The organism is Pseudomonas sp. P5_B3 (assembly GCF_056400405.1).
In genome coordinates, this window is record NZ_JBFULI010000026.1 from 32,301 (window position 1) to 59,091 (window position 26,791).

Below are 26,791 nucleotides of genomic sequence, written 5' to 3' on the forward strand. Positions count from 1 at the left end.
AAACGGTTTTACCCGTCTTTACCTGGATTTTCGTCAGCTCAGCGCAGCGCAGGAATACCCGCGAACAGCCAAGTCTCTTGAGTCGGCGTTGCCTCGTGGCGATTGCGCGCCCACTGAGTCAGCGCCACCATCATCGCAAAGCCGAGTACGATCAACACCGGATAGGCCATCAGCAACTCGGTGAGCGAGTATTTCCAGGCCAGAGGTCGACCGACACCGAGCATGGCGGCATACAGCCAGGACACGCCCGACAGTGCGCCAGAGAACAGGGCAAACATTCGTACACTGACCTTGAGATCAAGCAGCGATCCGACCTTCAGCATTGCCGGCAATACATAACGGTGCAACAACATGCCATTGAATGTCAGCAACAATACAATAATGACTTTGGCTTGAAGTTTCGGATTGGCAAAATAGTTCATGCCTTTATCAAGGTAATCAATACCTATAATCGCAGCTCCGGTGATCCACAAGAATATCAACGCATTGGAAACAGACTTCTGAAGACTGGCCATATGTTCATTATCGTGCCCCGACGACACACGACCTTTCCATAAGTCCTTGACCATTGCGGCATCGCTGGCAAACACCAGGCCAATAGCTACGCAACAAGCCAACAGGTGAACGTAAACAACACCTAAACGCAAAAACTCCATGGATTCTTTCTGGCTGATCAGGCCGATCATTGTATTAATATCCAAGATTACATCTCCACTTATAGCGGCAGTGCAAATTGCACCATGCCCCAGGCATGCGAATTATTTATTCGCACCTGCAAGATCAAGTTCGCAATGATTAAAGCAACTTAATAATTAGGTATTACAAGAGGGAGCGACTCGCCCAGCGAGTCAGTGATGACGGCATACTATCACTCCAGGTCTCAGGTAAAAAAAATCCCCATGTGCATTCCATTCAATGCAGATGAGGTATACGTCCATTTTTCTAGTGAGTACAGCGGGACCCTATAGGATCCGCCTGCTGGGAAATCAGAGCCCACCATATCCCGATCGTTCAATTTTTGAGCAAAAGCATCGACAAACGGTACTGTTTCCAGCACCTGGGGATCCCTGTCTCTTTGGCTGAAACCCGCGGTGCTACGCCGCTGAATCGTTTCTTTTCGTACGTCGAAAAAAATACCGCTATTTCACTGAACTTTCGTCGCCAGACCCGACCAATGGCGAAAACTGCTTACCGCGAAGGCCTGCGCAAATTTTCGAAAATGGGCCCGCTGGACTCTTTCGACCAGGCTGTCGGCTAGTTCTCCATCGCCGATGCCAATCAAAATGCGAAAGATCATGCCGCGCTGATAGCTGGGGAAAAATCAGAGCGGATCAATGCACTCAGGGAAGAAGAATAATGAGGCCGACCCAAGAGCCCATCCATGGCCCTGCGACCAGCAGAGCCATGGATGGGCCGGATCAGCCGCGAATGAACTTCAGCAGATCCTGATTGACCACATCGGCGTGTGTCGTGCACATCCCGTGCGGGTACTTCTCGTACACCTTCAGGGATCCGTTTTTCAGCAACTTGCTCGACAGCAGCGCAGAGTCGGCAATAGGAACGATCTGGTCGTCATCACCGTGCATGACCAAAGTGGGTATGGTGATCGCCCGCAGGTCATCCGAGAAGTCTGTTTCAGAGAAGGCCTTGATGCACTCATAGTGGGCATTTGCCGCGCCAGCCATGCCTTGCCGCCACCAGTTCTGGATCATGCCCGGTGAAACAGCGACACCCGGGCGGTTGAAGCCGTAGAACGGGCCACTGGCAACATCCAGATAAAACTGAGACCGGTTGGCCGCCAGTTGCCTGCGCATGTCATCGAACACCTCGATTGGAAGACCGCCCGGGTTTGCCGGGCTCTTGACCATGACCGGCGGTACCGCACCAATCAGGATCAGTTTGGCCACGCGCTTGTGCAACTGACCATGCCTGGCGACATAGCGCGTTGCCTCCCCGCCGCCGGTCGAGTGGCCGATATGCACGGCGTTGCGCAGGTTCAGTTGCTGTACCAACGCGGCGACATCCGCCGCGTAGTGGTCCATGTCGTGGCCACCGCTCACCTGAGACGAGCGGCCGTGGCCGCGGCGATCGTGTGCAATGACGCGATAGCCCTGGCCAACGAAGAACAGCGCCTGGCTGTCCCAATCGTCACCGCTCAGCGGCCACCCATGGTGGAACACGATGGGCTGGGCGCTCTTCGGGCCCCAGTCCTTGTAGAAGATTTCAACGCCATCTTGGGTGGTCACTTTGCTCACGGTCATGGTTCCGCTGTTGGTGTAAGGAGAGTTGACGGACGAGAGTGCAAGACCGGGTGCCGAGGACAAGGCAACGAGGGCCGTGGCACTCAGGCCGAGCACCAGGAAATCCCGTCGGTCCGGGCTGACAAGCCTTGAATTTTCGCTATCGCTCATGGGTGACTCCGCGTCAGTCAGTGACACGGGAGCCGTAAGGACTCCCCTGTCTGGTCAGGAAATGGGTCATGCCCAAGGTCAGCGCCCTTCCAGCTTTTTCACGACCTCATCGGTCGTCATCAGGCCGTTGGCGATGTAGCGGAAGTTGACCAGCGCGCTACCGTATCCATCGCCGTCAGGCAGCTTCGGGCCGGCGACAGCGTCACGTACGACAACCACCTCGAAACCGCGCTCCAGAAACTCGCGTAGATGCGATTCGACACACAGGTTGGACGCCATGCCAGCCAGGATGATTTTGTCGACCCGCTGCTTGCGCAACTGCAGCATCAGATCGTTGCTTTGCGGGCCATATAACTTGTGCGGTGAGGCGACGAGGGTCTTGCCGTCTTCGATGAAGGGTTTGAATTCCTTCATGAAGTCGGCACCCGAATTGCGAAATCCATCCAGCGTCAAGGCGCCCTTGCGGTCGAACATGCCCAGCTTGTGCTGAACGGTCTCCGCTGGCGCTTCAAACTCCCACTGATGATCATGGGGGTAGTAGTAGTGCGGCGAGATGGCGACGGTCGCTCCAGCTTGCTTGAACGCCGTGAACAGCCGGGTCAGATTCGGCACCAGGTTCTGCTCGGTAACGCTCTGGCCGAAGATTGACCATCCAGCACCCTCCGGACTCATGAAGTCGATCTGCGGGTCGATCACGACCAGCGCGGTTCGACTGGAATCCCATTGAAAGGTGGAGGCCGGGAGCGCGGGTTTGACCGGATCGGCGTAGGGGTTCTCGGCGGCAAAGCCGATGCCGGGCGCCATCAGGATCGCCCCCAGCAAGGTGGCGCAGGAGAGGAGTCTGCCGGGATGAATTCGATTGAAGGTCATTTTGCACGTCCGCAATGTGGGGGTGGTGCATTTACGGTACGGCGAGAAGACGGCACGAAATGGACATTTATCCCTGGATTTCGGCCGACAAGCCCGGTCCCCTTGCATGAGGCGGGTGGCTCGATGCCCCCCGTGACCTTCCATTCAACAAGTGCGTACTATGGCACCCCAATCAGTCTTTGGATGTTCCGTGCATGCAGCGTCACATATGTTTCCTGGTCTACCCGGGCTTCGTATTGCTGGATCTGAGCGGCCCGCTCGAAGCCTTCTCCAACGCCAATCGTGCCCCCGCTTCGGGCTATCGATTCACAGTCGCTTCGCTTGAAGGCGGATTGATCAGCGCTTCGAGCGGACTGCAAGTCGCGACGCAAGCCCTGGAGGTTGTCGACCATCTCGACACGCTGATCATCGTCGGCGCCCCCACCGCTCCGATCGATGACCGGATGATGCCGATGGCAGCGGCGATACGGCAGATGTCCCCGCGTGCTCGCCGCACTGCCAGCGTCTGCACCGGCGCCTTCCTGCTGGCCGAGAGCGGCCTGCTCGACGGTCGTGTCGCGACCACGCACTGGAACTACGCGCCACAATTGCAGGCACGCTATCCGTCACTGCGGGTGGACGGAGATCGTATCTGGACCGAAGACGGCAATGTCTGGACGTCCGCTGGCATGTCGGCTGGCATCGACATGGCCCTGGCGATGATCGAGCAGGACTTGGGCAAGGAAGTGTCACGCTCCGTCGCGCGCATGCTGGTGGTCTACTATCGGCGACCCGGTGGTCAGTATCAGTTCTCTTCGCTGCTGGATTTCGACCCTGGCTCGGATCGGATCCGCACGGTGCTGAGCCATGTGCGCGATCATCTTCGTGATGATCTGTCGGTTGAACGCCTGGCAGACGTTGCACATATGAGCGTGCGCCAGTTTGGCCGCGTCTTCGCGGCATCGGTGGGGGTGACGCCGGCGAAAGCTATCGAGCGTCTGCGTATCGAGTCTGCGCGGCCATTGGTTGAGGACGGGCACCAGACTTTCGAAGAGATCGCCAGGTGCTTCGGGTTCGGCGATGCCGATCACATGCTTCGCAGCTTCGTGCGAGTCGTGGGGCGCACGCCACAAGAACTGCGTCGCAGCGCCCGTCAGGCCAAAGGCAATGGCTCCGGAAAAAAGCTGGACCCATCGCCGGAGTAAGCGAAGGCGCGTACGAACCCCGGATCGGGCTCAAGCCAGCAACTCGGTGATCCACCGGGCCTGACGCGCGATGTCCTGCACCTTTTCTTCGGGCACGGCCTGTTGTACCCGGGCAAAGTGGGTCAGGGTCTTCTGCTTCTGGCGCAGCTTGCGCTGCCATTTGAGCAGGAACGCCGGACTGCGGGCCTGCATCTGCAATGGGCCGAAGTACAGCTCCTCGGCGGTGTACATCACCGGCCCGGCGTGCTCGGCGATGATGATTTCGTAGTCGAAACGATTTTCCCGCAGCACTTCCTCGCAGAGGATGCGGTAGCCATTGTCCATCAGCCATTGGCGCAGTGGCTGTTCGCCGCCGTTGGGTTGCAGGATCAGGCGCTCCTGACCGCTCAGGTACGCCTTGCCGCTGTCGAGAATGTCGCGGATCGTTTCGCCGCCCATACCGCAGATGCTGATCGCCGTGATCCCGTCTCCCGGCTCGATTGCCGCCAGGCCGTTGGCCAGACGCACGGTGATCTGCGGGTCCAGGCCATTCTCGCGCACGGTGCGTTCGGCCGCGCGGAACGGCGTCAACGCCACCTCGCCGGCCACCGCCGCCGCGATGGCGCCACGGCGCATCAACGCCACCGGCAGGTAGCCGTGATCCGAGCCGATATCGGCCAGGCGCGCGCCGGCTGGCACATGCGCCGCCACGCGCTCCAGGCGCATGGACAATGTCTGTTCGTTCACCTGCGGCCCCTTTTCACCACGAACGTCCGGCGCCTTTGGCCGGATCGGGGCGCGATTGTGTCGAGCAACGCCGTGCATTTCAAATTTATGTGGCCAAGTTTATGTAACCAAGGTCATTGCGCCTTTATGCAATCACTTGCGCATACACCGATCTGTCGACGTTGCCACCGGACAGAATCACACCCACCCTTCTTCCCGACATGGCTTCACGTTCCGAAATCAGCGCTGCCAACGCCGCCGCACCGGCCCCCTCAGCGAGGTTATGGGTATCGGTGTAATACACGCGCATGGCCTCGGCGATCTGGTCATCGCTGACCGATACGATCCGCGCCGCACCCTGCGCGTAGACGGCAAAGGCCTCAGGCACCGGCTTGCGTACGGCCAGACCGTCGGCAAAGGTGGTTGCCGAGGCGGTTTCGCATAGGACTCCGGTGTCAAACGACAACTGTGCGGCGGCCGCCTCCGTGGAAACCACGCCCACCACCCGGGTGTTCAGGCCTAGCGCATCGCGGGCGGCGATCACCCCGCAAATCCCCGATCCACAGCCAATCGGTACATATACGGTATCCAGGTCTGGCGCTGCGTTGAACAGCTCCAGCGCATAAGTGGCGACGCCTTTGACCAGCTCGGTGTGAAACGGCGGAACCAGGAACAGGTCATGCACGTGCGCAAGGCGTGCAGCCTCTTCACGGGCATCATCGAAATCGCGGCCATACTCGACCACTTCAGCGCCAAAGCCGCGCATGGCGTTGTTCTTTTCTACCGAGTTACCTTGCGGCACGACGATCAACGCCCGCAAACCCAGAGCGCCAGCCGCCAGCGCCAGGCTCTGGCCATGGTTGCCGCGGGTAGCGCTGACAATGCCCTTCGCGCCTGGGTGCTCGCGTTTGAGCCAATGCATGAAGGTGATACCGCCGCGCACTTTGAAAGCACCGGTAGGCGTGTGATTTTCGTGCTTGACCCACACCGTGCAACCCAACCGCCGAGCCAGCAACGGCCATGGGTACTGGGCGGTGGCCGGCATGACCTGGTAAACGTTGCGTGCTGCCTGTTCGATATCGTCGCGAGTCAGTCTGTGCATGAGTTATCCCCCTGAGATGTTGCCCAGTCTGGACACGGACGCAGTACGCCGGCTTTCAAAAAACTGACCTGACTTTTGTCCCCCCTCTTCACTACTATGGTGTTCATGAGCTATCGAAACCGCATGACGCCACCACTTCTGTCCGAACCGGTCCGCCGTATCGAGGCCGGTGCGTGGTCGATTGAATTGCTCCCCGCAAGCGCGTACGCGACCCGATATGTGGCGACCCAGGCGGGAATTGGCTTTGCCTTCGACAGCCAGAGAGGCCTGCACGCTATCGGCAGTGACCGGGTACAACCCTTCGATGCCATGCCCAACGGCCTGGCGTTCGTTCCCGCCGGGTGTGACGTGTTGTCCGAATCACCCACGGGCGGTGAATACCTGCGGGTGATGCGCACCGACGGTGTTGTGCTGGTCGGGGATCGTGCCTTCAACAATCGCATCGACCGGCAGGCCACTGCCCTCGCATGGCGAATGCGCATCGCGCTGTTGCACGCTTGCGTGGAGGACGATTGGGAGGCCTGGGCACTGGCATTGTCTGAGCGGGCGACGGGTAGCGAAGCAGTGTCGGCAGCGCCCCCTGGCTCGATAACGGGCAACCGGATGCGCTTGCTCGATGAGTTCATTGATGCGGGCCTCGATGGTCCGTTGAGCGTATCGGCGATGGCGGGCGTGCTTGGATTGTCCGAAGGCTATTTCATGCGGTCCTTCAAAAACGTCACAGGCAAAAGCCCGCACGGCTACCTGATCGACCGACGCCTCGCCAGGGCCCGAGCCCTGATGCGCGATTCGACTGCCACGCTGACGCAGATCGCCTACGCCTGCGGTTTCAACTCCCAGGCACACATGGCGACCACCTTCAAGCAACGCCTTGGCGTGAGCCCGGCGCAGTTGCGTCAATGTTCAAGGTTCAGTTAGCGCCGGGTTTTCAGTTGGCTCCGCGTTTTTTGATGTTTGCGATGGGCCGGTGGTCGTTGCATTTCGGTTGTCGCCGGCGTTTGGCTAAGCTTAATGAATCAGGGCGAGCTGAAACTTGTGTGATTGCGGCCATCAACGGATCTGGATGGGCATCAAGACGGTACTCCCAAAGGAGACGACTATGTACGCGGTGATAAGAACCTACCTGGGTACGGGAGCGAAGCAGCTTTTCGAGCGTCTGGAAGAGCGCAAAGACGACATCGAAGCGACCTTGCGGACAGTGCCTGGCCTCGTCAGCTACACATTGCTCAATACGGGTGACGGTGGTACGGCGATCACTGTTTGCACAGACAAGGCCGGCTGTGATGCGAGCCTGAAAGTGGCGCGTGACTGGATTCAGAAAAACACCTCGAGTATCCGCGCCAACCCGCCGATCGTAACCGAAGGACCGGTCATAGTGCAGATCAACTAGGGGGCGTGCTGGCGAGTGCTATACTTTTTTTCAGATTGCAAGAAGTGTGCAACGTTCCCCACGGCACAGCTACTGACTGCAAATCTCGGTTGTTAACGGCTGCCGGACAAAGGAGGTCTACGGCAAACTTGGGTTTGGAGGTGTGGCATGAATCGGCACTATTACATCAGTGACAATCTCAACGATCTCGAAACAGTTGAAAATGAGTTGGAAGCCAGCGGCATCAATTCTGAACAGATTCATGTACTCAGTGAAAAAGTTGCTGATGTCGAAGAACATCACCTCCACGAGGTCAACTCGTTAATGGAACAAGATGCTGTTCATTCCGGTGAGATTGGTGCTGTGGTCGGTCTGCCCCTCGCAGTACTGGTCCTGGGTGGCGCCTATTGGATGGGCTGGACCGAATCCGCCGCAGGCTGGATGCCTTTTGTCTTCCTGGCCATTGTTATTTTGGGCTTCTGCATCTGGGAAGGCGGTTTTTTTGGGTTCCAGGTGCCGAACACTCACTTCCGCAATTTCAAGCAGGTGGTAAAAGAGGGCAAACATATTTTCTTCGTGGATGTTGAACCGGATCAGGAATCGATCCTGGACCAGGTAATCGATCATCATCCAAATCTGAAGATCGCCGGCACGGGAGCGGCAGCTCCCCACTGGACAGTGGCCTGGCAGCACAAATGGCATCAGTTCAAGCGAGTGATATCGGGTTAGCGTCTGGAAACTGATGGCCATCCGAAAGCGGCTTATTGGCCGAAGAAAATGACCCGACTGAGGAAGACATAGTCTGCTTCGGTGGCCATCAGTCCGACCAGCACCAGTAAACACAAAGGCGGCACCAATATGGCATAGACCAGGGCCAGCCGCTCCCAGGCCATATGCATGAAGATGGAGACAATTAAACCTGCCTTCAACAACATGAAAGTGATAATCAGGAACCACCGAAGGTAGCCATGGAAGTGGAAATAGTCGACAAGGTACGACATCGTGCTGAGGACGAATAACAGCCCCCAAATTTTAAGGTACAAACTGATTGGATGTTGCTGACTCTGAGCCTGTGCCATCACCGTGTTCCTCTACCATAAATAGAAGAATGCAAAAATAAACACCCACACCAAATCCACGAAGTGCCAGTAAAGCCCGGCTATCTCGACGTTCTGATAGTTTCCGGAGCGCTCATAATCTCCCCGCAATACTTTGCGCGCCACAATGCTGAGGTAGATGGCGCCGATTGACACATGCAGTCCGTGGAAACCGGTAATCATGAAAAAGCTTGCACCAAATTGCGCCGCCCCCATGGGGTTCCCCCAGGGACGCACCCCTTCTGCGATGAGCTTGCTCCATTCAAAAGCTTGCATGCTGACGAAGGTCACCCCCAAGGCAGCGGTCGCCAGCATCAGGGCCGTGGTTTTCACGCGATCACGGCGATAGGCGAAATTGACGGCCATGGCCATGGTGCCGCTGCTGCTGATCAGCACAAAGGTCATGATGGCGATCAGAATAAGCGGGATCTCTCTTCCGCCGATCGTCAATGCGAACACTTCACTGGGGTTCGGCCAGGCGGTGGTAATAGCCATACGTACCGACATGTAGCCGGTCAGAAAACAGGTGAATATAAAAGTGTCGCTGAGCAGGAATATCCACATCATCGCCTTGCCCCAGGGGACCTGCTTGAAGGCCTCCCTATCCGAGGACCAGTCGCTGGCAATGCCCTGCCATCCCGGTGCAGGTGGCGAACCTGGTGGATTGGATGAACGGGGCTCGGTTTGGGCTTGGGTTTGGGCTAGTGGGTGCAATGCCATGGCTTTTCACCTCAGGCCGCAGAATCTGGCGATGGCTTCATAGGTTTGCGGCGTGCTGGCCAGCAGCGCGAAAAGCACGAACCAAAGGCCCAGCAAGTAATGCCAATAGATGGCGCAGAGCTCGACGCTGGCGCCAAGTTGCGCCAATGGCACATGACGCAGAAATTTGGCGAGGATCCAGCACCAGGCGATCAGCCCGCCCAGCAGGTGGAGCCCATGCAGGCCGGTCAACAGATAGAAGAAACTGTTGGCCGGATTGCTGGCGACAAAGTAGCCCCAGGCGACAAACTGCTGCCAGACCCAGAGTTGCCCCGCCAGAAAGGCAATGGCAAAGACGCCCCCCAATGCAAAACCAATCATGGTTGCGCCCGGTCGAGCCTGTCGGGCGGCCATGCGCGACCACTGCAGTGCGATGCAACTGAGTACCAGAAAAGCCGAGTTCAGCCAGAGCGGCCGGAGATTGCCTAACGGCGCCAAAGGCTCTGTCAGGGGTTCCCAGTCGGCCATTTGTGAACGGGCGACAAAGGCGATCAGGAAGAGGAAGAATAACGAACTCACCACCACCAGAAACAGGCGCAGGCCTACTCTTGCGGTTTGGCTTCGATCGGCCCCCTCGGCGGCCTGAATACCCCCAGGGTCGTGACTCCAACTGCCGCCGGGATCAGCGCCGCCGGCGTTTCTCAATAGCAGCCTGTTCATGTCTTGGCGTCCGCGATTTTAGTTCCGGCACTGAGTTGCCGCATGTGCTCCAGCTCCTCGGCGGAAACCGTTTGCGGCACAAAATCCTGTTCTATCCCCGGCACGCTGTAGTCATAGGCCCAGCGATGCACGACCGGCAATTTCTCTCCCCAGTTACCGTGTTTCGGCGGAGTGTCCGGCGTTTGCCATTCCAGGCTGGCCGCGCCCCAGGGATTACTGCCTGCGGGCTTGCCTTTGAACACACTCCAGGCCAGGTTGAACAGGAACAGCAATTGGGAAACCCCGACAGTCAATGCGACCACCGTAATGAAAACATTCAACTCTTGCGCGGACTGCGGGATGAACGCGTAGTTTTCATAGGCGTAGTAGCGGCGTGGCATGCCCTGGAAACCCAGGTAGTGCATGGGGAAGAAGATGGCGTAGGTGCCCACAAAGGTAATCCAGAAATGCAGCTTGCCCAGGGTATCGTTCGTCATGCGCCCGGTCACTTTCGGAAACCAGTGATAAATGCCGCCGAATACCACCAGTACCGGTGCGACCCCCATGACCATATGAAAGTGGGCCACGACGAAATAAGTGTCCGAGAGCGGTATATCCACGATCACATTGCCCAGAAACAACCCGGTCAGACCGCCGACCAGGAAGGTGACGATAAAGGCCAGGGCAAACAGCATCGGCACGGTCAGATGGATGTCGCCGCGCCACAGGGTCAATATCCAGTTATAGACTTTCAGCGCGGTCGGCACCGCGATGATCAAAGTGGTGACGGCGAAAAAAAAGCCAAAGTACGGGTTCATTCCGCTGACATACATATGGTGTGCCCAGACCACAAAACTGAGTACGCCAATCGCGATAATGGCCCACACCATCATTCGGTAGCCGAAGATATTTTTACGCGCATGGGTGCTGATCAAGTCGGAGACCAGGCCAAATGCAGGGAGAGCAACGATGTAGACCTCCGGGTGGCCGAAGAACCAGAACAGGTGCTGGAACAATATCGGGCTGCCACCCTGATGACCGAGCTGCTGCCCCAGCGAGACCATCGCCGGCATAAAGAAGCTGGTACCCAATAGCTTGTCGAACAGCATCATGATCGCGCTGACAAACAACGCCGGGAAGGCCAGCAAGGCCATGATCGAGGCCATGAAGATTCCCCATACCGAGAGCGGCATGCGAAACAATGTCATGCCATGCGTGCGCGCCTGCAATACCGTGGTGACGTAGTTCAAGCCGCCCATGGTGGTTGCGACAATAAAAATCGCCAGTGAGACGAGCATCAGTACGATGCCCCACTCCACTCCCGGTGTCCCCTGAGTAATGGACTGCGGCGGATAGAGCGTCCAGCCTGACCCCGTGGGGCCGCCAGGCACAAAGAAACCGGCGAGCAACACCAGTACCGCCAGCAGGTAGGTCCAGTAACTCAGCATGTTGACATAAGGGAAGACCATGTCGCGGGAACCCACCATCAGTGGGATCAGATAGTTGCCGAAGCCCCCCAGAAACAAGGCCGTCAGCAAGTAAATGACCATGATCATGCCGTGCATGGTCATCGCCTGATAATAAGTACTGGCGTCCATGAACGCCAAACTGCCGGGGAAACCTATCTGCAGGCGCATCAAGTCGGACAACACCAAAGCGATAAGCCCCACGAACAAAGCCGTCAAGGAATATTGAATGGCTATGACCTTGTGGTCCTGACTCCAGATGTATTTGGTCAGGAAACTCTTGGGCTCGTGCAATGCTTCTGTCTCGGCTTGCTCCGCATAGGCCATCACGTCATCCTCCTGCCGAAGTTTCAGTGTATTTCTGGCTGCTTTACGGCTACTTCCCTGGCTGCGCCTTGCTCGCATCAGCATCAGTATTCGCTTTGGATTTGATAAAAGCGATCAGTGCATCCAGCTCCTTGTCACTCGGCGCCAGGGCCGGCATCACGGCTGCATAGCCCTTGACGATTTTGGCATTGGGATGAAGAACCGAATCTTTGAGATAGCCCTCATCGACCTTCACGCTCGTATCGTCGGCAAGGGTTTCGGTCTTGCCATACAGGCCCTGCCAGCTGGGACCGACGCCCTTGTTGCCATCGACACTGTGGCAGGCCAGACAGCCGAGCGACCCGGCCAGTCGCTGCCCCTGCGCCACCAGGTCTTCACCCGGGCTCGACGCTTCGCCAGTCGAAGGTTCAGCGCCTTGCCCCGCAGCACTCAGTGATTTGATCAGTGCGATGACAGCACCCAGTTCATCGTCATTGAGAGTATAGGCCACCATCACTGGCGGGTAGCCCTGTACCAGGCGGGCCTTTGGATCGAGAATCGACTCTTTCAGGTAGGCCTCGTCGACCTGCACACGGGAGCCATCGGCAAGCTGTTCAGTGCGGCCGTACAAATCCTTCCATCCCGGGCCGAGACTGGCACTGCCATCCTGGCTATGACAGGCCTTGCAGCCATGTTGTTCGACCAACTGGCGGCCTTTTTCCAGCACGCTGTCCCGACTGGGCCTGGCCGCCGTCGTCAATGTCTGCGCAAAAGTCGGTTGGCCTTTTAGCCATTGATCGAAGACGGCCTGTTCCTCCACGATCATATGGCCACGCATGTTGTAATGACCTACGCCACAATATTCAGCGCAAAGGACTTCGTATTTTCCGGTTTTAGTCGGCGTAAACCAAAAGTACGACACCATCCCAGGCACCATATCCATCTTGCTGCGAATTTGCGGTACATAGAAATCGTGCAGGACATCTTTAGCGCGCAGCAAGACTTTCACCGGCCGATCGAGCGGAAGGCGAACTTCATTATTCATTACCAGCACATCGTCCTGCCCTGCAGGATCCTTGGGATCAACGCCGAGGGGATTGGCGGAATCAACAAACTTGATATCCGACTTGCCCAACTTCCCGTCCTGGCCGGGAAAACGAAAGGCCCACTGCCACTGCTGGGCGACCACTTCAAGTTCGTAAGCATTGTTCGGCACCCGGATGAAATCGTTATAAACAACCAGACCAGGCGCCAACATCCCGGCAATCCCTAGCGAGGTAACGATAATCAACCATAACTCCAGCTTTTTATTTTCTGGCTGATAGGCCGCCCGAGACCCCTTCTTGTGACGAAAGCGCATCACCGCTATCGCCATGAATACCGTGATGGCAATGAAAAATATTCCGCTAATGACCAGGGTGATGAACAGGGTGGTGTCTATAGAGCCCCAGTTGGAAGCTGCCGGTGTCGCCTGCCAGGGCGCTAGTATGTTGAATAGCACTGATGCAATAACGATTAGTATCAGGACAATTGCTATTGCCATTTCCTCTTCATCCTATTCCTGTTGTTCATTGGTTATGCAACAGCATCGCCACTTACGTCCAGGCAGGGCAGACAAATACCACCCAGCCGGGCGGGTAAAGTCAGTGAGAAGTATAGAGCCATCGGCTTGTACCGTGAGGCTGACAAGGAAGTTCCGGTTGCCAGCTATACTTGATTTCTGATGACGAACGGCAGAGTGCGACCGCAAGCGGCCCCAAAGGATGAACCCTGCCCTTGTGTAGTCATCAAACGTAAGTGATGACCTTGAGCAGAGACGATAGCTACAGCGTTCAGCAAACCACATGGGAGGTTTCGTCATGAGTGCCCTGACGATCGAAGGCTGGTGCAAGCCCAGCCCCGACCAGAAGTCCATCCCGATCGGTGAGATCCATTTTTACGTCGACGGCCCTCTGCATGTCCGTCTGGAGGAGGCCGAAGAGCGCTTGCAGAATTCCCACGAGCGTGAGTCCATGGTCGATGTCGATATGGACTCGATGGAGTTGATCATGCCGGAGGGATACGCCCCCTTGTCCGACTGTCAAATGCGAGTCTATCTGCACGACGAACGCGGTCAGTTTCATCTGGTCGGGCACCGTGCGAGCGACGGCAGCTTGATCTATACCAACGCGGTGTTGATCGATCAGCTTATTGAGTAACGGCCGGGTGATTCCCGGCACCGGACTTTTGCTTGCTGATTGTCTGCACCAGGCGCCTTGGGAGGTACCGAACTGGCGTTTGAATGCGCGAGTGTCGAGCCACTACGTGCATACGCCAGAACGTCAGGTATTGCATCGACTGGAGAGTCGCAACCCACACTCCAACCATTAATTCCATCGGTTATTTGTGTGAGGAGCATTCGTTCTATTGGGCTCGGTACAGGTGGCTAATCTTCTGAAGTTGAGGGGGGAACCTTCAGAAAGGCGAAAGCATATGGACGCAAACCTGATCGAAACCGACTACCTGATCATCGGTGCTGGCGCGACGGCCATGGCTTTCGTCGATACGCTACTCAAGGAAACGAATGCACGCATGATAATGGTGGATCGACACGACCGACCTGGCGGGCACTGGAATGACGCCTACCCGTTCGTACGATTGCACCAGCCCTCGGCCTTCTATGGCGTCAACTCACGGGAACTGGGCAGCGGAACGAAAGACCAGGCGGCACTCAACGAGGGCTTGTATGAGCTGGCCTCCGGCGCCGAGGTGGTGAGCTACTTCGACCAGGTGATGAATCAGCAGTTTCTGCCGTCAGGTCAAGTCCGTTACTTCCCCATGTGCAACTACACCGGCGACCGCATTGACGACCACCGGTTTACCTCGCAGGTCAGCGGCGTAAACCATCAGGTCCGGGTGCACAAAAAGGTGGTAGACGCCACCCATGCCCAGACGGCAGTTCCCTCGACCCACCCGCCCAGGTACAGGGTGGAGGCCGGCGTACAATGCGTGCCACTGAACGACCTGCCGAAGATCCGGCACCCCCACTCTGGCTACGTAGTGGTGGGGTCGGGCAAGACCGGGATCGACGCGTGCCTGTGGTGTCTGCAAAACGGTGTTGCGCCCGCAAAAATCTGCTGGATCATGCCGAACGATCCGTGGTTGATCGACCGGGCCAACCTGCAACCCGGCCCCGACAGCTTCGAACGAACAGTCGGCGGCCTCATGGCACAATTCGAGGCCATCGCAGCCGCAGGCTCGATCCCGGACCTGTTCGCAAGACTTGAGGCGGCTGGCCAGCTCCTGCGCCTGGATAAGTCCGTCGAACCCACTGCTTACCGCTGCGCCACCGTCACACAAGCGGAATTACGCGAGCTTCGACGCATCGGCAACATTGTGCGCCTGGGCAGGGTGCGAGCTATCGAGCCAGCGCGCATCGTGCTCGACCGGGGCAGCATCGCCACGAGCCCGGATACTCTGCACATTGATTGCAGCGCCAGTGCCATCCCGTCACTGCCTGAAATGAAGGTGTTCGACGGCGCCAGGATCAACCTGTTGATGGTCAGCAGTTGCCAACCCGTGTTCAGCGCGGCCCTGATCGCTTATGTGGAAAGCCACCTGACCGATCAAGCGCAAATGAACGCGCTTTGCACGATGGTGCCCCCGCCTCACGTCCCCACGGACTGGATCAGAATGTGGGCGGTGTACCTGGGTAACCAACTACGCTGGGCAGAGCATGAAGGCCTGTCGCGCTGGATCAGGCAGTCGCGCTTATTCTTTCTGACGGCGGTGCTCAGGGGCCTGCAAGAAACCGACACCGAGAAAATGGCACAACTGTATCGGCTCTCTGTCAGCCGGCAGAAGGCTCAGGCGAATCTGCCGCGGTTGCTGGAGTCCATCGCTTGAATGGCAGGAAGCGCACATGAACGAGCCACACCTCGAAATACTCGACATCAATGGCATCCGCATGCAGGTAGCAACGCAAGGTTGCGGCCCGTTGGTCTTGCTATGCCACGGTTTCCCGGAGCTGTGGTACTCGTGGCGCAACCAGCTTGCGGCGTTGGCGAGCGCTGGCTATAGAGCGGTCGCGCCCGACATGCGTGGCTATGGCGGCACCGATGCGCCGGCCGAACCCGACGCCTACACCACGCTCCACCTGGTAGGCGACATGGTGGAGTTGGTCAACGCACTCGGCGAACAACAAGCCGTGATCGTCGGTCATGACTGGGGCGCGCTGGTGGCATGGAGCGCAGCAATGATGCGACCCGATCTGTTCCGCGCAGTGATCGGCATGAGCGTGCCCTTCTCGCCACCGGGTCGCGTGGAGCTCCTGAGCGCGCTTGCCTCGCGGGGTATCAGCGACTTTTATATCCAGTACTTCCAGACGCCGGGTGTGGCCGAGGCCGAGCTGGAAAGCGATGTCGAGTCGTCGATCCGGCGTATCTACTTCAGTGGTTCGGGTGACGGGCCCGATGGGCCGGTGTTCGGCCGGCTGCAGCCAGGCCAGGGTTTCCTGGGGGGGATGATCGAGCCAGAAACCCTGCCAGCCTGGCTAAGCCTTGCGGATATTGCCTACTACACCGGCGAATTCACCCGCAGCGGATTTCGCGGCGGCTTGAACTGGTACCGCAACATGACTCGCTCATGGGCACTGCTGGCACCCTGGCGCGGTTGCATTATCCGCCAGCCCTCGATGTTCATTGCCGGGAGCCGCGACGCCGTGCTGAAGTTTCCGGGCGCTCCGCAGCAGATCGAAGCTTTCGCGCAGACACTGCCGGGCCTGCGTGGGAGTCATATCCTCGAAGATGCCGGCCACTGGATACAGCGAGAGCGCGCGACAGAGGTCAATGAACTGCTACTGGGCTTCCTGAAAGAACTCTGATGACGTATCACCAGCATTTAATACATATTCTCATTTGTATTTTCTGAATATTGCTGTTTCAAATCGTCAAGGGTTCAATCAATCCGGGGGCTGCTCCAACAGGTCTAGCAACCGAGGCTCAATCGAAGTCGCCGTTACTTCGAGCAGGGCCAGCGTGACAGGCAGCTTGAAGCGTCGTCGCCCCGCGCTGCCAGGATTGACAAACAATCGCTCCTCACGCCATTCCATGCGTGGCTTGTGGGAGTGGCCGGTGATCACCAGCTTTATGCCTGGGTCCAGATCGACCGGAACATCGGCAATGTCATGCACCAACAGCGTCTGCCAACCGTTGAGGTCCAATCGCAGAAAATCAGGGAGATTTCCTGCCCATGCCTGGTTTTGATCATTGTTCCCGCGCACGACGTGCAGCGCAGCGATAGACGCCAGTCGGTGAAGAATTTCCGGGCTACCGATGTCGCCGGCATGAATGATCTGCTCGCACCCCGCCAGGGCGGCAAGCGCTTCGGGACGGAGCAAGCCGTGGGTATCGGAAATCACGCCAACTTTCATGCAAGCTCCAGAACGATATGGGCAATGGCCTGAATATTATGTGGACCCCAGGGAATCGAACGGCACCCAGTGCGGTCCAACACGTGGCAGGACAACCTGCCCGAATCATCGCCTGCCGACCGCCATTGCCTCTGGGAGAACCAATTGTCACCTGCCTTTATGCGCCAACTTGTCCGCTTGGCGATAGCGCTTTTCTGCGTTGGTACTTCGTCCTCTGCTTTCGCCTGCCCGCAAGGACAGTACCAGGTCTGCGTGGGCGCTTGTTTTTGTGCTCCAGGCTCCAAAGGGGACGTTGGGGAGATCTTCGATAACATGAACCAGATAGCGGCCGCCGGTTTACAGAGCTGGATCGTGCAATCGCGCAATACCCTGGCAACGGGTGATATCCGGCCAGTCCCGCTGAATATCCGGGCCCAGCTCGAACCCTACTATGACATTGGAGTGCTCGATTCGGCTCGCTACAAGGTTGGCGACGATGCGGAATTGAACGCCGCAAACACCATGCTGCAGAATCCCGATGTCAATGCAGTCACCCTTGTCGACATCATCGTCTTTCGCAGTCCCGATGATGCACTGAACAATGTCGCGCTGTGGGCGCACGAACTGAAGCACGTGCAGCAGTACCAGCAATGGGGCGTCAGCGAGTTCGCCACTCGCTATACCCGTGATTACTCAGCCGTTGAAACGCCTGCCTACGCGATCCAGACCCAGGTAGCCAGAGCGCTGAGGGCCAGCGTGGCCCAGCCAGGGTCTCCTCGAGTTCCTTCAGTGGAAGCAGCGATAACCCATGAGTAGCTATGCTTGGTTTGTTGACAGACTCTGGTAGCAACATCGTGAAAGGAGGCGTTTGAGATGCAACTCATCACGTTGAAAATCGATAAACCGGATATGACGAATTTCATTTTGGGTCAGACTCACTTCATCAAGTCCGTCGAGGACATCCACGAAGCGCTGGTTAATGCCGTGCCAGGTATCCAGTTTGGCGTGGCCTTTTGTGAAGCCTCTGGCAAGTGCCTGGTGCGATGGTCTGGCACCGATACCTCAATGATTGAACTTGCACAGAAGAATGCGAAAGCCATCGGCGCAGGCCATAGCTTCATCATTTTCCTGGGCGATGGCTTCTATCCGCTGAACGTGTTGAACACCATCAAAATGGTTCCAGAGGTATGTCGTATTTTTTGTGCAACAGCCAATCCAACCGAAGTGATTCTCGCCGAGACGGAACAAGGGCGAGCAATCCTGGGCGTAGTGGATGGCTTGCGTGCCAATGACATTGAAGGCGATGAAGACATCCAGTGGCGCAAGAACCTGTTGCGGCAGATTGGCTACAAACTGTGAGCTGAATTCAATAGCCCCCACTGAAACGCTGAACAACAGCCCGCCACCCTCTCAGTGGATGGCGGGCTGTTGTGTCACTGGCTTTACGCCATATCAGGCTTCGTGCGTGCACGTTGCTCCCGGGCAGACGCTCGCCTGAGCAGCCTCCTGATTCAACGAATCAAGTCACGGATATTTACCTATAGAGCAGATCCTTATACGATGAAGTCCACTCTACTGCGCTCCATCAGGCCTGAGTAAGCTATGGTTGTTATGCATAACAAAGCGATCCAACAAAATGTGCTCTATAGCCACGAAAATTTTGCGTAGAAAAACAAGCAGAATCTGCATGCAGATTCAACTACTTCTACAACTAAATACAATACCATTGAGCACCTGAACAATGAACAACCCTGATTCTCCGCCCGAAAGCTCTAAAGCTTTCAGCATCGTCATAGTGAATTACAAAACACCGGAAATCACCAAGATATGCCTGGACTTATTGCACCAGCATGTGGGCACCAAAGGCGTCCCAATATGGGTAGTTGACAACTACTCCGCCGATGAAAGCACTGAGTATTTACGAACGCTTGACTGGATCAATTTAATCGAGCGTTCTGTAACCGAACCAGAACCAGGCCACATCGCGCATGGCAAGGCACTTGACCTGGTGCTGGAGCGGATTGAAACCGATTATTTATTCTTGATGCACACTGATACGTTTGTTTTCGATAAAAATGTTTTTCCGATGATGATGAATAAATGCTTAAAAAACCCGAACGTCGTTGCCGTCGGTTGTGTTGAGCAATTAAACCGCGGCACCACCAGAACTTTTTGGCGCTTTAGCTCGCGACTATTCAAACATCATTTCAGGCGCCTGAAAATCTCGATGGGATTGCGTTCCAGAGAACCAAAACCGTACAAAGAAGTCTACTTGAAAAGTTTCTGCACCTTGTGGAACTGCAAACTCATCAAACAGCACAACTTGCATTTTTCGATGGATGACCGTGTACCAGGCTATACACTCCAGGACCGCATGACCGAGCTTGGCTATGTCGTTGAAATGTTATCGCCGCGTAAAATCTTCAGTTATCTGGATCACATTCAGGCCGGCACTGTCGCAGCGGCTGGTGGCTATGACAAGACTCATAGACGAACCAAAATGTACAACAACATCCTTAAGCGTCTGAACAAGGACGACAAAAAAAGCTAAGTTACGAATAGACGCAACGAGCCGTGCGCTCAACGCTGCTTGACGTCACCTATAAGTTTTTATATTAAGTTATTGGAGCGGTAATGGCACCCATCACTCAAGCACTACCTATCACCCTGTCCCCGGAGCTTGATTTCGACCAAAACGCCGCCAGCGCCTTTGGTGAGTCATTGACCAGTCGCTATACTCAGGCTACGCCATTTCCGCACATAGTCATCGACAACTTCTTGCACGAAGACCTGATTGCAAGTATCTGCTCGCACTTCCCAACCGAGCCAACCAATAACGAAATGCTCTACGAGCGAGGCTATAAAGGTCAACGAAAACGTCAAATCAGTCCCAACGAATGCGCGCCCCATTTGAAGGCTGTTTTCAACATCTTTAACTCGGCCCCCATGTTGCAATTTCTTGAAAAGCTCACCGGCATCGAAGGTTTGATACCCGACCCCTACTTTGTCGGTGGCGGCCTGCATGAAACCAAAAGCGGTGGTTTCCTGGGGGTGCACTCGGACTTCAGGCTCAACAAAAAGCTTAATGTTGAGCGCCGACTGAATATCATAATTTATCTGACTGAAGACTGGCGAGAGGAATACGGCGGCAACCTGGAACTTTGGGATGTCGACATGAAGACCTGCCTTAAAAAAATCCTGCCGATTTACAATCGATGTGTCATTTTCAATACGGACAAAGACAGTAATCATGGGCACCCAGAGCCTTTGACGACTCCAGAACACATCACCCGCAGGTCTATCGCACTTTATTACTACACCGCAGGAACCATGGTGATCGATCCTGCACAAAGAAACAAAACCCACTACAAACCAAGGCCAAAAGATCGTTTTAGCCTAAAGTACTACATGAATAAACTCATCAAGAAGAAAAACTAAACGGTATCGCCAGACGATCGAGTTCGTGCTTTTTTGAGCGTTAGCTTGCCAATCAGGATATGCCCCCAGGCTCAGTTACAGCGTCGATCAAATGGCCCATGGGGCGCCAAAGATTATAGCCGCTAGTCCTCAAAACGCCCCGTGGCATCTCGATCGCGCTCGTAGTGTCGGGTGAGCGCAAACGCCGGCAACCAGGCCTCGCGCCGCACGATCCAGCTCTCGTAGGTTGGGGTCAACTGGTCAGGGGCATCCAGGGATCCGAGGTTCACCTCGACTTCGTCTGCGCTGCGCGAGAACACCGACGAACCGCAGTGCGGACAGAAATGCCGCCCGGCGTAGTCACGTGTTTCGCCTTCGATCGTCACCGCATCCTGATGAAATATCGCGGACGCATGAAACAGCGCCCCGTGATGCTTGCGGCAGTCGAGGCAGTGACAAACGCCAACCCGGAACGGGCGCCCCGATGCGACAAGGCGCACCTTGCCGCACAGACAACCGCCGGTGAATCGGTCCATGCGGTGTCTCCTCCAGGCCGTCCGAAACGGCGTATCAGCGTGGAAACAGGAACGTCACGGCGGCGCGAAAGCCCCAGCCTTGTGGGCCGTCTTCCGGGCTGTCGAGCCAGTAGCGCGGGCCGGCCTGCACCGTCAGCGGCTGGCCGCCGATTCTCAGCAGTTGGGTGACCGTCAGGTTGATCGGTACCGACCATTCGCGCGATTGCCAATTGTAGGTCGACTCGGTGTTCACCCCGTAGGTCGTGTACGTATGAGTGGTGTACGAGAGGAAGGGTTGCAGGAAGGTCTGGTTGACCTTTTCCTTGTCGTCTGGCGGGCTGCCGTCCAGGCCCCAGATATGGTTGGCCAGAATGCCTCGGGTCCAGCCATTGGACTGTTTCAACGCCACCGCCGTCGGGCCCAGGCCCCATTGCTCGCTGCCGAGCAATTCGTCACTGCCGGTCGGTATCAACAACGCCGGGCCGCCGCCGAGTATCCAGCCACTGTCCGTGGGCTTGGTCGGCGAGAAGAAAAAGCTCTGGGTGATATCGCCTGTGCCGGACTTGTCCGCCGCGCCATTGGGAGCCAGGCCGTGCTGGTCGATGATCGGCAGAATGGTCCGGGAAATGAGGTTCCAGTCTTCGTTCAAGGCAAACGGCAGCACAGGCTGGATATTGGTGACGCTGTGCATACCCTCCCCGGTCGGCCCCATCTTCTGATCCCAGTTGTACTGCACCGGCAGGCTGTACATCGCCGCGACCGGGTTGAGGGCTTTCTTCGCCAACTCTGCCGAATCGTCAGCCTGAGCCACCGTGATGCAGCCCAACACAGCGACGAGTGTCGACGCGGTGCCCATCCATCGTTCTTTCCGATCCATGCTCACTCACCTGTAGACGCCAAAGCCGGGTTGCAAAGGGTTAGCGTAGGCAACTGTGATCGATGTGCAATCTTTCCTGGTCGTGCGTTTAACAGTTTTTAAGAGTTATTGATTCGGATTATCCCGCTGCTACGGGCAGCATTCGGCCCGCATTGACCGGCGTGCAAGCACCTGCTTTGCGTAACCGACTGGCGAATACCAGTGCCCGAATACGAGGCGCCCAGCCCAATGCCTGGAGCCAGGTCGGAACCCGAATGACAACTTTCATCACTTGAGAACCAAACACATGGGCATGTCGAATAAATGGATTGCGGGTATAGCTTTGAGCTGTGTATTTCAGGTCGGCTGTGTCTCGAAAGTGGCACAGCAAGAGCAATACTCGGGCTTCCTGGGCAATTACCAGGGCCTGGAGGAGCAAACTACGCCAAGTGAGCAGAAGGTATTGCGCTGGGTATCGCCGGGGTTCGATCCTCGCGCGTACTCCACTGTGGTGTTCCGGCAGATGGAGCTGTATCCAGCGCCGCAGCCGACCGCGCGCGTCAGCCTGAAGACGCTGCAAGACTTGCAATTGATGGCCAGCAATAGCGTCAAGACCGCCTTTGCCCAGCGCTACACGATCGTCCCATATGCGCAGTTGGTACCGACCGATTCACGGTCGCTGATCCTGCAAGCGGCGATCACTCACGTCAGCGCCAACAACGAAGGCATGCACTGGTATGAGGCCGTTCCAATCGGGGCCATTGTCGGGGCGACACAAGCAGCCACCGGGCATAGGGATCAGACTGCCGAGTTGTACATCGAAGCCAACCTGATCGACGCAAAAACCGGTATGCCGGTCGCGAAGATCGTACGCAAGGTATTCGGCGAGACCATCAAGAATGCCGAACAGCCGATTGTTGCCAATGACTTCAAGGTTGCACTCAAAGGCATGACAGACGATATGCAGGCCCTCCTCCTCAAGCGTTGACGCTCAGGCAAACCCCATCGCAAACGTGGAAATGCCTGCCGTCCACCGGCATTGGATGGCATGGCAAGCGGACCGGCATGGGGTTTCAATGTGACACCCCGCCGCGTTTTCCCTCTGACAAACCGTTAGCCGTGCCGACGCCTGACGTGAGGCTCAATGATGAAAATACTGGCTGAAACCTTAGCGGTCCTTATGGTGTTCCTGAGCACCTGTGCCTTGACGATTCTTGTGATGCTCTTGAGCACCAGCGCCCAGGCGGCGACGGTGGTACCCCTCAAAGGCCAGACCTCCCAGACCATCCAGCAGGACACCAGTGCCTGCCAATCCCAGGCCAACGCGCAACATCCGGTGCAAAGCACCGTGCCCTCCGGTGGTCGGGTCAAGGGCGCCGCAACCGCCGCGGTAGCCGGCGCGACAGCGGCAGAAGTTCGGGGTCGCCAACATGAAAACCTCTATGACCAGATCGACGACGATACCAGGCAAGACTATCGGCAGAACCGCGTACACAGTGCCGCGGCTGCCGGTGCCATCGTAGGGGGCTCCAGGCAACGCCAGGAGCGTCGGCAGAATCTGAGTGCGAGCGAACAAAGCCTCACCGCCAATAACTCCGTCTACAGCAGCTGCCTGCAACAACGTGGTTACGATGTCTTGCCTTGATCGGCGACGACAATGGCCTGAAGTGATTGTGTAGGTGTCCCTGTCGTTTTGCTCGCGTCCTGGCTTCTGACCGCCTTCGTCCGCTCAAAAAAAGGCCCCGGCCCCTTCATGAAAGGACGCGGGGCAAAGCTGTAGAACGAGAGGTGAGGATCGTTTACATCGCGACAAACAAACCATGAACGCGATGTGTGTCAACGCTCCTCGAGATCCATTTAAAGCGGTAGCGACCCTGATTCAAAGCTAATAAGAATCAAAAATAGTCTTCAACGAGCCAAGCGCACAAAAACACAATCATTGATTTGTATCCTGATAGTTCAGGTTGCAATTGAAATCTGTCGCAATAGCGAAGTTAGTTCATTCCGGCCTGGCTCCGTGTAAACCCACCTGCCCGAGCTTGCAGTTTTCGGATAGCGCAGATAATCCATTCCAAGCATTATTCACGGTGTCAAAATCAAAAACCGTGGGTCATCCAGCAATGCTTTTCCCTTGTATGATTGAACTGATACCTCTGACAGACCGGGCTGTTTGCTGCACGGCACGCCTCTGAAACGAGCCAGTCCGGCATTGTAAATGCGACACGCCGTGCACCTTCCGCCTGGCCCTCATCTTCGTTCACTTCCCAGACCAGAATGTACCGAGCCAAATCCGGCCCCTATACTCAGGCCAGCACCGCCTGAACGGAAGATTTATATGAGCTACACCTTCAAGTTGAAAAATGGCGCCGTGGCGGTATTCGATCCGGATAGCGCCATGCTTTCCATTACAACACCCCATGGAGATGTACAAAATTCCACGTTAGGTAGAGCTGAGTCGCGTCTGTTGGACCTGCTGCTCATGGAGCCAGGTGTCACTAAAAGCCGCGATGAAATCATCGACTACACCTGGAATGACCGCGTGGTTGCCTCCGGCAGTTTGAATCAAACGGTTTTTTCGCTGCGCAATATTCTCAATGACAGTCGGGATCACGAGATCCTGATGACTGTTCCTCGACGAGGATATTGCTTCAACCGGCAATGCGTAGTCGATGCAGAAGCGGCTGTACCAGTACCCCGAGAGGAAACGGCGCAGCCACCCGCCTCCCTCCCGGGACAACGACCGCCCCCGGGTAGTGATGAACTGCTTGCACCCCCGGGTAAAACCAATAGATCCACTCGCATTACAAAAGCCCAGCTGATCGCTTATATCGTTTCGCTGGCAGTCGTTGCCTTTACTGTCTTTCAGTTCGACTTCGACGCGCCAAAAATTGAAATCTCCAGTATCGACAAGGATGGACTGGTCATACACGCCGTGGGCAGCGATCTTGCCGAGGCTCAGGCGCTGATGGATCTGTCGGTCAAACAAACTGAACAGCTACCGCCAAACCTGAAGGGCCAGGTCTGGATCAACCTGTATAAAGCCAATTATTCCGTTTCGTGCATCCGCCAGGATCAAAGCACTGCAAATCTGCAGTTGAACAGCAGCGAAAGAGACCTCGCCTTGATGATTCGTCAATGTCTGGAAGTCACCTTATGAAGTTCGGAATTCCGCAAGCCGTTCACTGGCCTCTGATAGGCTTGATCAATGCACTGTGCATTTTCTCTTTTGTCTATTCACCTTCGCACTACATGGAAAACACCAGTTACCAGACAAAATCCCGACAATGGCTGGAGGATCTCGACCAACTCAACACCGAAGAATACCTCACTATCGGGCATGGTCGACTCACGGGGACCACGCTGGAAAGCCTGAATGGAAAAATCCGCAATGCGACCATCTCGGCGAATATAATCGGAGAAAACAACACACACGTCGAGATAAAAGTCAGCAATATCAAACTCAGCCAGGACAATGAACTTTTTGCCATTGAAAAGACTCCTGACCTGTTCTTCAGGCGCCAATATGTGTTGCAGGAAGGCGCCATTCTAAACTACGAGTTGATCCCGACCCAGGATAAAAACGCCGTGTGTTTTTACATCCATGAACTAGGCCGTTTACGCTGCATGAACCATTAATCGGGCTCCCGCAGCGACTCGACGCCCACTTGGCAAAGGTTCACATCAAAGAATTTCCAAACAAAAATAATACTTATTGATTTGAATCAAACGTCTCTCCTGCCAAAAATCCCTCGCCGATAATCCTTGGAATCGAGCCTGCTTGATTCTCGCCCGGGACAATGCCCTATACAGGAGAATCAAGTGAAAGCCATGCATTTCCTGCGAACTCATCAATCGACGACTTTCGGATTCCTGTCGGTCTTTTTTCTGTCCGCCATGCCATTTTATTCGTTCGCGCATGACGAACGCTCCGTCGAAAACACGACCATTGAATATTATGAAATTGAAACAAGCCCGGATGACAGCCAGAAACTGTCGCATCTGAAAATTCAAACTGAGAATGAGTATCATACTGACGAGCAGAACAGTGATTCTGCTCTCCCTGCCCCGCCACAAAGTGATACCGGCATGAGCTACGCCAACTCGCTCATACGACTTTGAGGAGCGTTGTGTTCGCAGGGGCAAGCGGTGACTGGCCTCTTCTGACGACCCCGTAAATATGAGTTATTGACTTTGGCAGACACCATCGAGGTGAGATTATTTTCAGGCCAGATCGCGGCAGAGATGCAGCTGACATTCTGCTCTGCCTGAATAAACTGTTCATAAGGAAATCGCCTCGATGCTACTGAAAAACTTCGTCACCGTGTCGTTTGGTTTGTTGCTTTCTCTCAAGGCCATGGCCGACGACAAGAGCCTCTACAGTGCCAAATTGACGAGTGTCGAAACCAACAAGAAGGTACCAAGTGCAGTGAAAAACAGCTATCAGGTAAAAAACGGTTATCGTATTGACGATTTTTACTCCTTTACAGCTGCAGCCATTGACCCGATGAAACCCCAATTGCAGATCTTCAGTTCGAAAATTGACCCGCGCAACGTTCAACACATGGACGACTCACCGTTGGACAGCAAGTACGCATTTTCGGCGGAACTGGAACTGATCCGGGGACTCTGACAATCCGCTCAAAGCCAATGGGGCGATCTCACCGACAGCAAGGACGCCGAATCGCGTACCTTCTCCATGACTGCCC

Annotated in this window: 30 protein-coding genes; 17 read left to right on the forward strand and 13 right to left on the reverse strand. The window is 56.0% G+C overall.

What is annotated here, in order from left to right; translation table 11 throughout:
* Positions 1–38 precede the first annotated feature (38 nt).
* The 3 genes from AC1DRN_RS16410 to AC1DRN_RS16420 all read right to left on the reverse strand — a co-directional run bounded on the left by AC1DRN_RS16410 (position 39) and on the right by AC1DRN_RS16420 (position 3,281).
* Entirely contained in the window at positions 39–686 is a 648-nt protein-coding gene (locus tag AC1DRN_RS16410) for a hypothetical protein (RefSeq protein ID WP_223460801.1), read from the reverse strand.
* 732 nt (positions 687–1,418) lie between these two features.
* Complete coding sequence (locus AC1DRN_RS16415; protein ID WP_223460803.1) at positions 1,419–2,255, reverse strand: alpha/beta fold hydrolase; 837 nt, start codon at positions 2,253–2,255, stop codon at positions 1,419–1,421.
* A 234-nt stretch (positions 2,256–2,489) separates the two neighbouring features.
* On the reverse strand, positions 2,490–3,281 hold the full coding sequence (locus AC1DRN_RS16420) for a cysteine hydrolase family protein (protein WP_223460662.1): 792 nt from the start codon (positions 3,279–3,281) through the stop codon (positions 2,490–2,492).
* Between the two features lie 194 nt (positions 3,282–3,475).
* Here AC1DRN_RS16420 and AC1DRN_RS16425 point away from each other — a divergent pair, with 194 nt between their 5' ends.
* Positions 3,476–4,465, forward strand: coding sequence for a GlxA family transcriptional regulator (locus tag AC1DRN_RS16425; protein ID WP_223460664.1), 990 nt, complete (start codon positions 3,476–3,478; stop codon positions 4,463–4,465).
* Between the two features lie 30 nt (positions 4,466–4,495).
* On the opposite strand, the gene AC1DRN_RS16430 is transcribed toward AC1DRN_RS16425, so the two are convergent.
* Together AC1DRN_RS16430 and AC1DRN_RS16435 are read right to left on the reverse strand one after the other, a co-directional pair.
* Positions 4,496–5,191 (reverse strand): tRNA (adenine(22)-N(1))-methyltransferase, encoded by a 696-nt coding sequence (locus tag AC1DRN_RS16430; protein ID WP_317851120.1) that lies wholly within the window; start codon positions 5,189–5,191, stop codon positions 4,496–4,498.
* 124 nt (positions 5,192–5,315) lie between these two features.
* Entirely contained in the window at positions 5,316–6,272 is a 957-nt protein-coding gene (locus tag AC1DRN_RS16435; RefSeq protein ID WP_223460668.1) for a threonine dehydratase, read from the reverse strand.
* A 96-nt stretch (positions 6,273–6,368) separates the two neighbouring features.
* Between AC1DRN_RS16435 and AC1DRN_RS16440 the strand changes: the two genes are divergently transcribed.
* The 3 genes from AC1DRN_RS16440 (at position 6,369) to AC1DRN_RS16450 (ending at position 8,370) form a co-directional block, all read left to right on the forward strand.
* Entirely contained in the window at positions 6,369–7,190 is an 822-nt protein-coding gene (locus AC1DRN_RS16440) for a helix-turn-helix transcriptional regulator (protein ID WP_223460805.1), read from the forward strand.
* Between the two features lie 181 nt (positions 7,191–7,371).
* The gene (locus tag AC1DRN_RS16445) at positions 7,372–7,662 is read left to right on the forward strand and encodes a hypothetical protein (protein WP_223460670.1); all 291 of its coding nucleotides are present in this window, start codon (positions 7,372–7,374) and stop codon (positions 7,660–7,662) included.
* Positions 7,663–7,809: 147 nt separating this feature from the next.
* A complete protein-coding gene (locus AC1DRN_RS16450; RefSeq protein ID WP_223460672.1) occupies positions 7,810–8,370 on the forward strand; it encodes a magnesium transporter in 561 nt (186 codons plus the stop codon).
* A gap of 32 nt (positions 8,371–8,402) precedes the next feature.
* Here the strand turns inward: AC1DRN_RS16450 and AC1DRN_RS16455 are convergent, their stop codons facing one another.
* Genes AC1DRN_RS16455 through AC1DRN_RS16475 form a run of 5 tightly spaced genes read right to left on the reverse strand, consistent with a single transcriptional unit; the run spans position 8,403 to position 13,451 of the window.
* A complete protein-coding gene (locus AC1DRN_RS16455) occupies positions 8,403–8,720 on the reverse strand; it encodes a cytochrome C oxidase subunit IV family protein (protein ID WP_223460674.1) in 318 nt (105 codons plus the stop codon).
* A gap of 12 nt (positions 8,721–8,732) precedes the next feature.
* Positions 8,733–9,458, reverse strand: coding sequence for a heme-copper oxidase subunit III family protein (locus AC1DRN_RS16460; protein WP_223460676.1), 726 nt, complete (start codon positions 9,456–9,458; stop codon positions 8,733–8,735).
* Between the two features lie 6 nt (positions 9,459–9,464).
* The gene (locus AC1DRN_RS16465) at positions 9,465–10,157 is read right to left on the reverse strand and encodes a cytochrome c oxidase subunit 3 (RefSeq protein WP_223460678.1); all 693 of its coding nucleotides are present in this window, start codon (positions 10,155–10,157) and stop codon (positions 9,465–9,467) included.
* Positions 10,154–11,929, reverse strand: a complete 1,776-nt coding sequence (gene ctaD / locus AC1DRN_RS16470) for a cytochrome c oxidase subunit I (RefSeq protein WP_223460807.1) — start codon at positions 11,927–11,929, stop codon at positions 10,154–10,156. Before ctaD ends, AC1DRN_RS16465 begins: the two co-directional genes overlap by 4 nt.
* Positions 11,930–11,978: 49 nt before the next feature.
* Positions 11,979–13,451, reverse strand: coding sequence for a cytochrome c oxidase subunit II (locus tag AC1DRN_RS16475; protein ID WP_223460680.1), 1,473 nt, complete (start codon positions 13,449–13,451; stop codon positions 11,979–11,981).
* A 316-nt stretch (positions 13,452–13,767) separates the two neighbouring features.
* On the opposite strand from AC1DRN_RS16475, the gene AC1DRN_RS16480 reads away from it, so the two are divergent.
* The 3 genes from AC1DRN_RS16480 (at position 13,768) to AC1DRN_RS16490 (ending at position 16,769) form a co-directional block, all read left to right on the forward strand.
* Complete coding sequence (locus AC1DRN_RS16480; RefSeq protein ID WP_223460682.1) at positions 13,768–14,106, forward strand: hypothetical protein; 339 nt, start codon at positions 13,768–13,770, stop codon at positions 14,104–14,106.
* A gap of 274 nt (positions 14,107–14,380) precedes the next feature.
* Positions 14,381–15,793 carry an NAD(P)/FAD-dependent oxidoreductase gene (locus AC1DRN_RS16485; protein WP_223460684.1) on the forward strand — a complete coding sequence of 471 codons (1,413 nt, stop codon included), beginning with the start codon at positions 14,381–14,383 and terminating at the stop codon, positions 15,791–15,793.
* A gap of 16 nt (positions 15,794–15,809) precedes the next feature.
* Positions 15,810–16,769 carry an alpha/beta fold hydrolase gene (locus AC1DRN_RS16490; RefSeq protein ID WP_223460686.1) on the forward strand — a complete coding sequence of 320 codons (960 nt, stop codon included), beginning with the start codon at positions 15,810–15,812 and terminating at the stop codon, positions 16,767–16,769.
* A gap of 78 nt (positions 16,770–16,847) precedes the next feature.
* Here the strand turns inward: AC1DRN_RS16490 and AC1DRN_RS16495 are convergent, their stop codons facing one another.
* Positions 16,848–17,318, reverse strand: coding sequence for a metallophosphoesterase family protein (locus AC1DRN_RS16495; protein WP_223460688.1), 471 nt, complete (start codon positions 17,316–17,318; stop codon positions 16,848–16,850).
* A 312-nt stretch (positions 17,319–17,630) separates the two neighbouring features.
* On the opposite strand from AC1DRN_RS16495, the gene AC1DRN_RS16500 reads away from it, so the two are divergent.
* From AC1DRN_RS16500 to AC1DRN_RS16515, 4 genes are all read left to right on the forward strand, one after another.
* Complete coding sequence (locus tag AC1DRN_RS16500) at positions 17,631–18,113, forward strand: eCIS core domain-containing protein (RefSeq protein WP_317851121.1); 483 nt, start codon at positions 17,631–17,633, stop codon at positions 18,111–18,113.
* 57 nt (positions 18,114–18,170) lie between these two features.
* Positions 18,171–18,656 carry an adenosine-specific kinase gene (locus tag AC1DRN_RS16505; RefSeq protein WP_223460690.1) on the forward strand — a complete coding sequence of 162 codons (486 nt, stop codon included), beginning with the start codon at positions 18,171–18,173 and terminating at the stop codon, positions 18,654–18,656.
* A 382-nt stretch (positions 18,657–19,038) separates the two neighbouring features.
* Positions 19,039–19,848: a glycosyltransferase gene (locus AC1DRN_RS16510; protein ID WP_223460692.1), complete on the forward strand. Its 810-nt coding sequence runs from the start codon at positions 19,039–19,041 to the stop codon at positions 19,846–19,848.
* An 83-nt stretch (positions 19,849–19,931) separates the two neighbouring features.
* On the forward strand, positions 19,932–20,735 hold the full coding sequence (locus tag AC1DRN_RS16515; RefSeq protein WP_108215750.1) for a 2OG-Fe(II) oxygenase: 804 nt from the start codon (positions 19,932–19,934) through the stop codon (positions 20,733–20,735).
* 122 nt (positions 20,736–20,857) lie between these two features.
* Here AC1DRN_RS16515 and AC1DRN_RS16520 read toward each other — a convergent pair whose 3' ends face one another.
* Together AC1DRN_RS16520 and AC1DRN_RS16525 are read right to left on the reverse strand one after the other, a co-directional pair.
* A complete protein-coding gene (locus tag AC1DRN_RS16520; RefSeq protein WP_223460694.1) occupies positions 20,858–21,250 on the reverse strand; it encodes a GFA family protein in 393 nt (130 codons plus the stop codon).
* A 34-nt stretch (positions 21,251–21,284) separates the two neighbouring features.
* Positions 21,285–22,085 carry a transporter gene (locus AC1DRN_RS16525; RefSeq protein WP_411740704.1) on the reverse strand — a complete coding sequence of 267 codons (801 nt, stop codon included), beginning with the start codon at positions 22,083–22,085 and terminating at the stop codon, positions 21,285–21,287.
* Between the two features lie 307 nt (positions 22,086–22,392).
* Between AC1DRN_RS16525 and AC1DRN_RS16530 the strand changes: the two genes are divergently transcribed.
* The 6 genes from AC1DRN_RS16530 (at position 22,393) to AC1DRN_RS16555 (ending at position 26,715) form a co-directional block, all read left to right on the forward strand.
* A complete protein-coding gene (locus AC1DRN_RS16530; protein WP_223460698.1) occupies positions 22,393–23,073 on the forward strand; it encodes a DUF3313 domain-containing protein in 681 nt (226 codons plus the stop codon).
* 159 nt (positions 23,074–23,232) lie between these two features.
* The gene (locus AC1DRN_RS16535; protein ID WP_223460811.1) at positions 23,233–23,730 is read left to right on the forward strand and encodes a YMGG-like glycine zipper-containing protein; all 498 of its coding nucleotides are present in this window, start codon (positions 23,233–23,235) and stop codon (positions 23,728–23,730) included.
* A gap of 690 nt (positions 23,731–24,420) precedes the next feature.
* On the forward strand, positions 24,421–25,242 hold the full coding sequence (locus AC1DRN_RS16540) for a transcriptional regulator (RefSeq protein WP_223460700.1): 822 nt from the start codon (positions 24,421–24,423) through the stop codon (positions 25,240–25,242).
* Positions 25,239–25,721 carry a hypothetical protein gene (locus AC1DRN_RS16545; RefSeq protein WP_223460702.1) on the forward strand — a complete coding sequence of 161 codons (483 nt, stop codon included), beginning with the start codon at positions 25,239–25,241 and terminating at the stop codon, positions 25,719–25,721. The genes AC1DRN_RS16540 and AC1DRN_RS16545 overlap by 4 nt, the downstream gene beginning before the upstream one ends.
* 192 nt (positions 25,722–25,913) lie before the next feature.
* Positions 25,914–26,204 (forward strand): hypothetical protein, encoded by a 291-nt coding sequence (locus AC1DRN_RS16550; protein ID WP_223460813.1) that lies wholly within the window; start codon positions 25,914–25,916, stop codon positions 26,202–26,204.
* Positions 26,205–26,382: 178 nt separating this feature from the next.
* Positions 26,383–26,715 (forward strand): hypothetical protein, encoded by a 333-nt coding sequence (locus AC1DRN_RS16555; RefSeq protein ID WP_223460703.1) that lies wholly within the window; start codon positions 26,383–26,385, stop codon positions 26,713–26,715.
* The last annotated feature ends 76 nt before the right edge of the window (positions 26,716–26,791 follow it).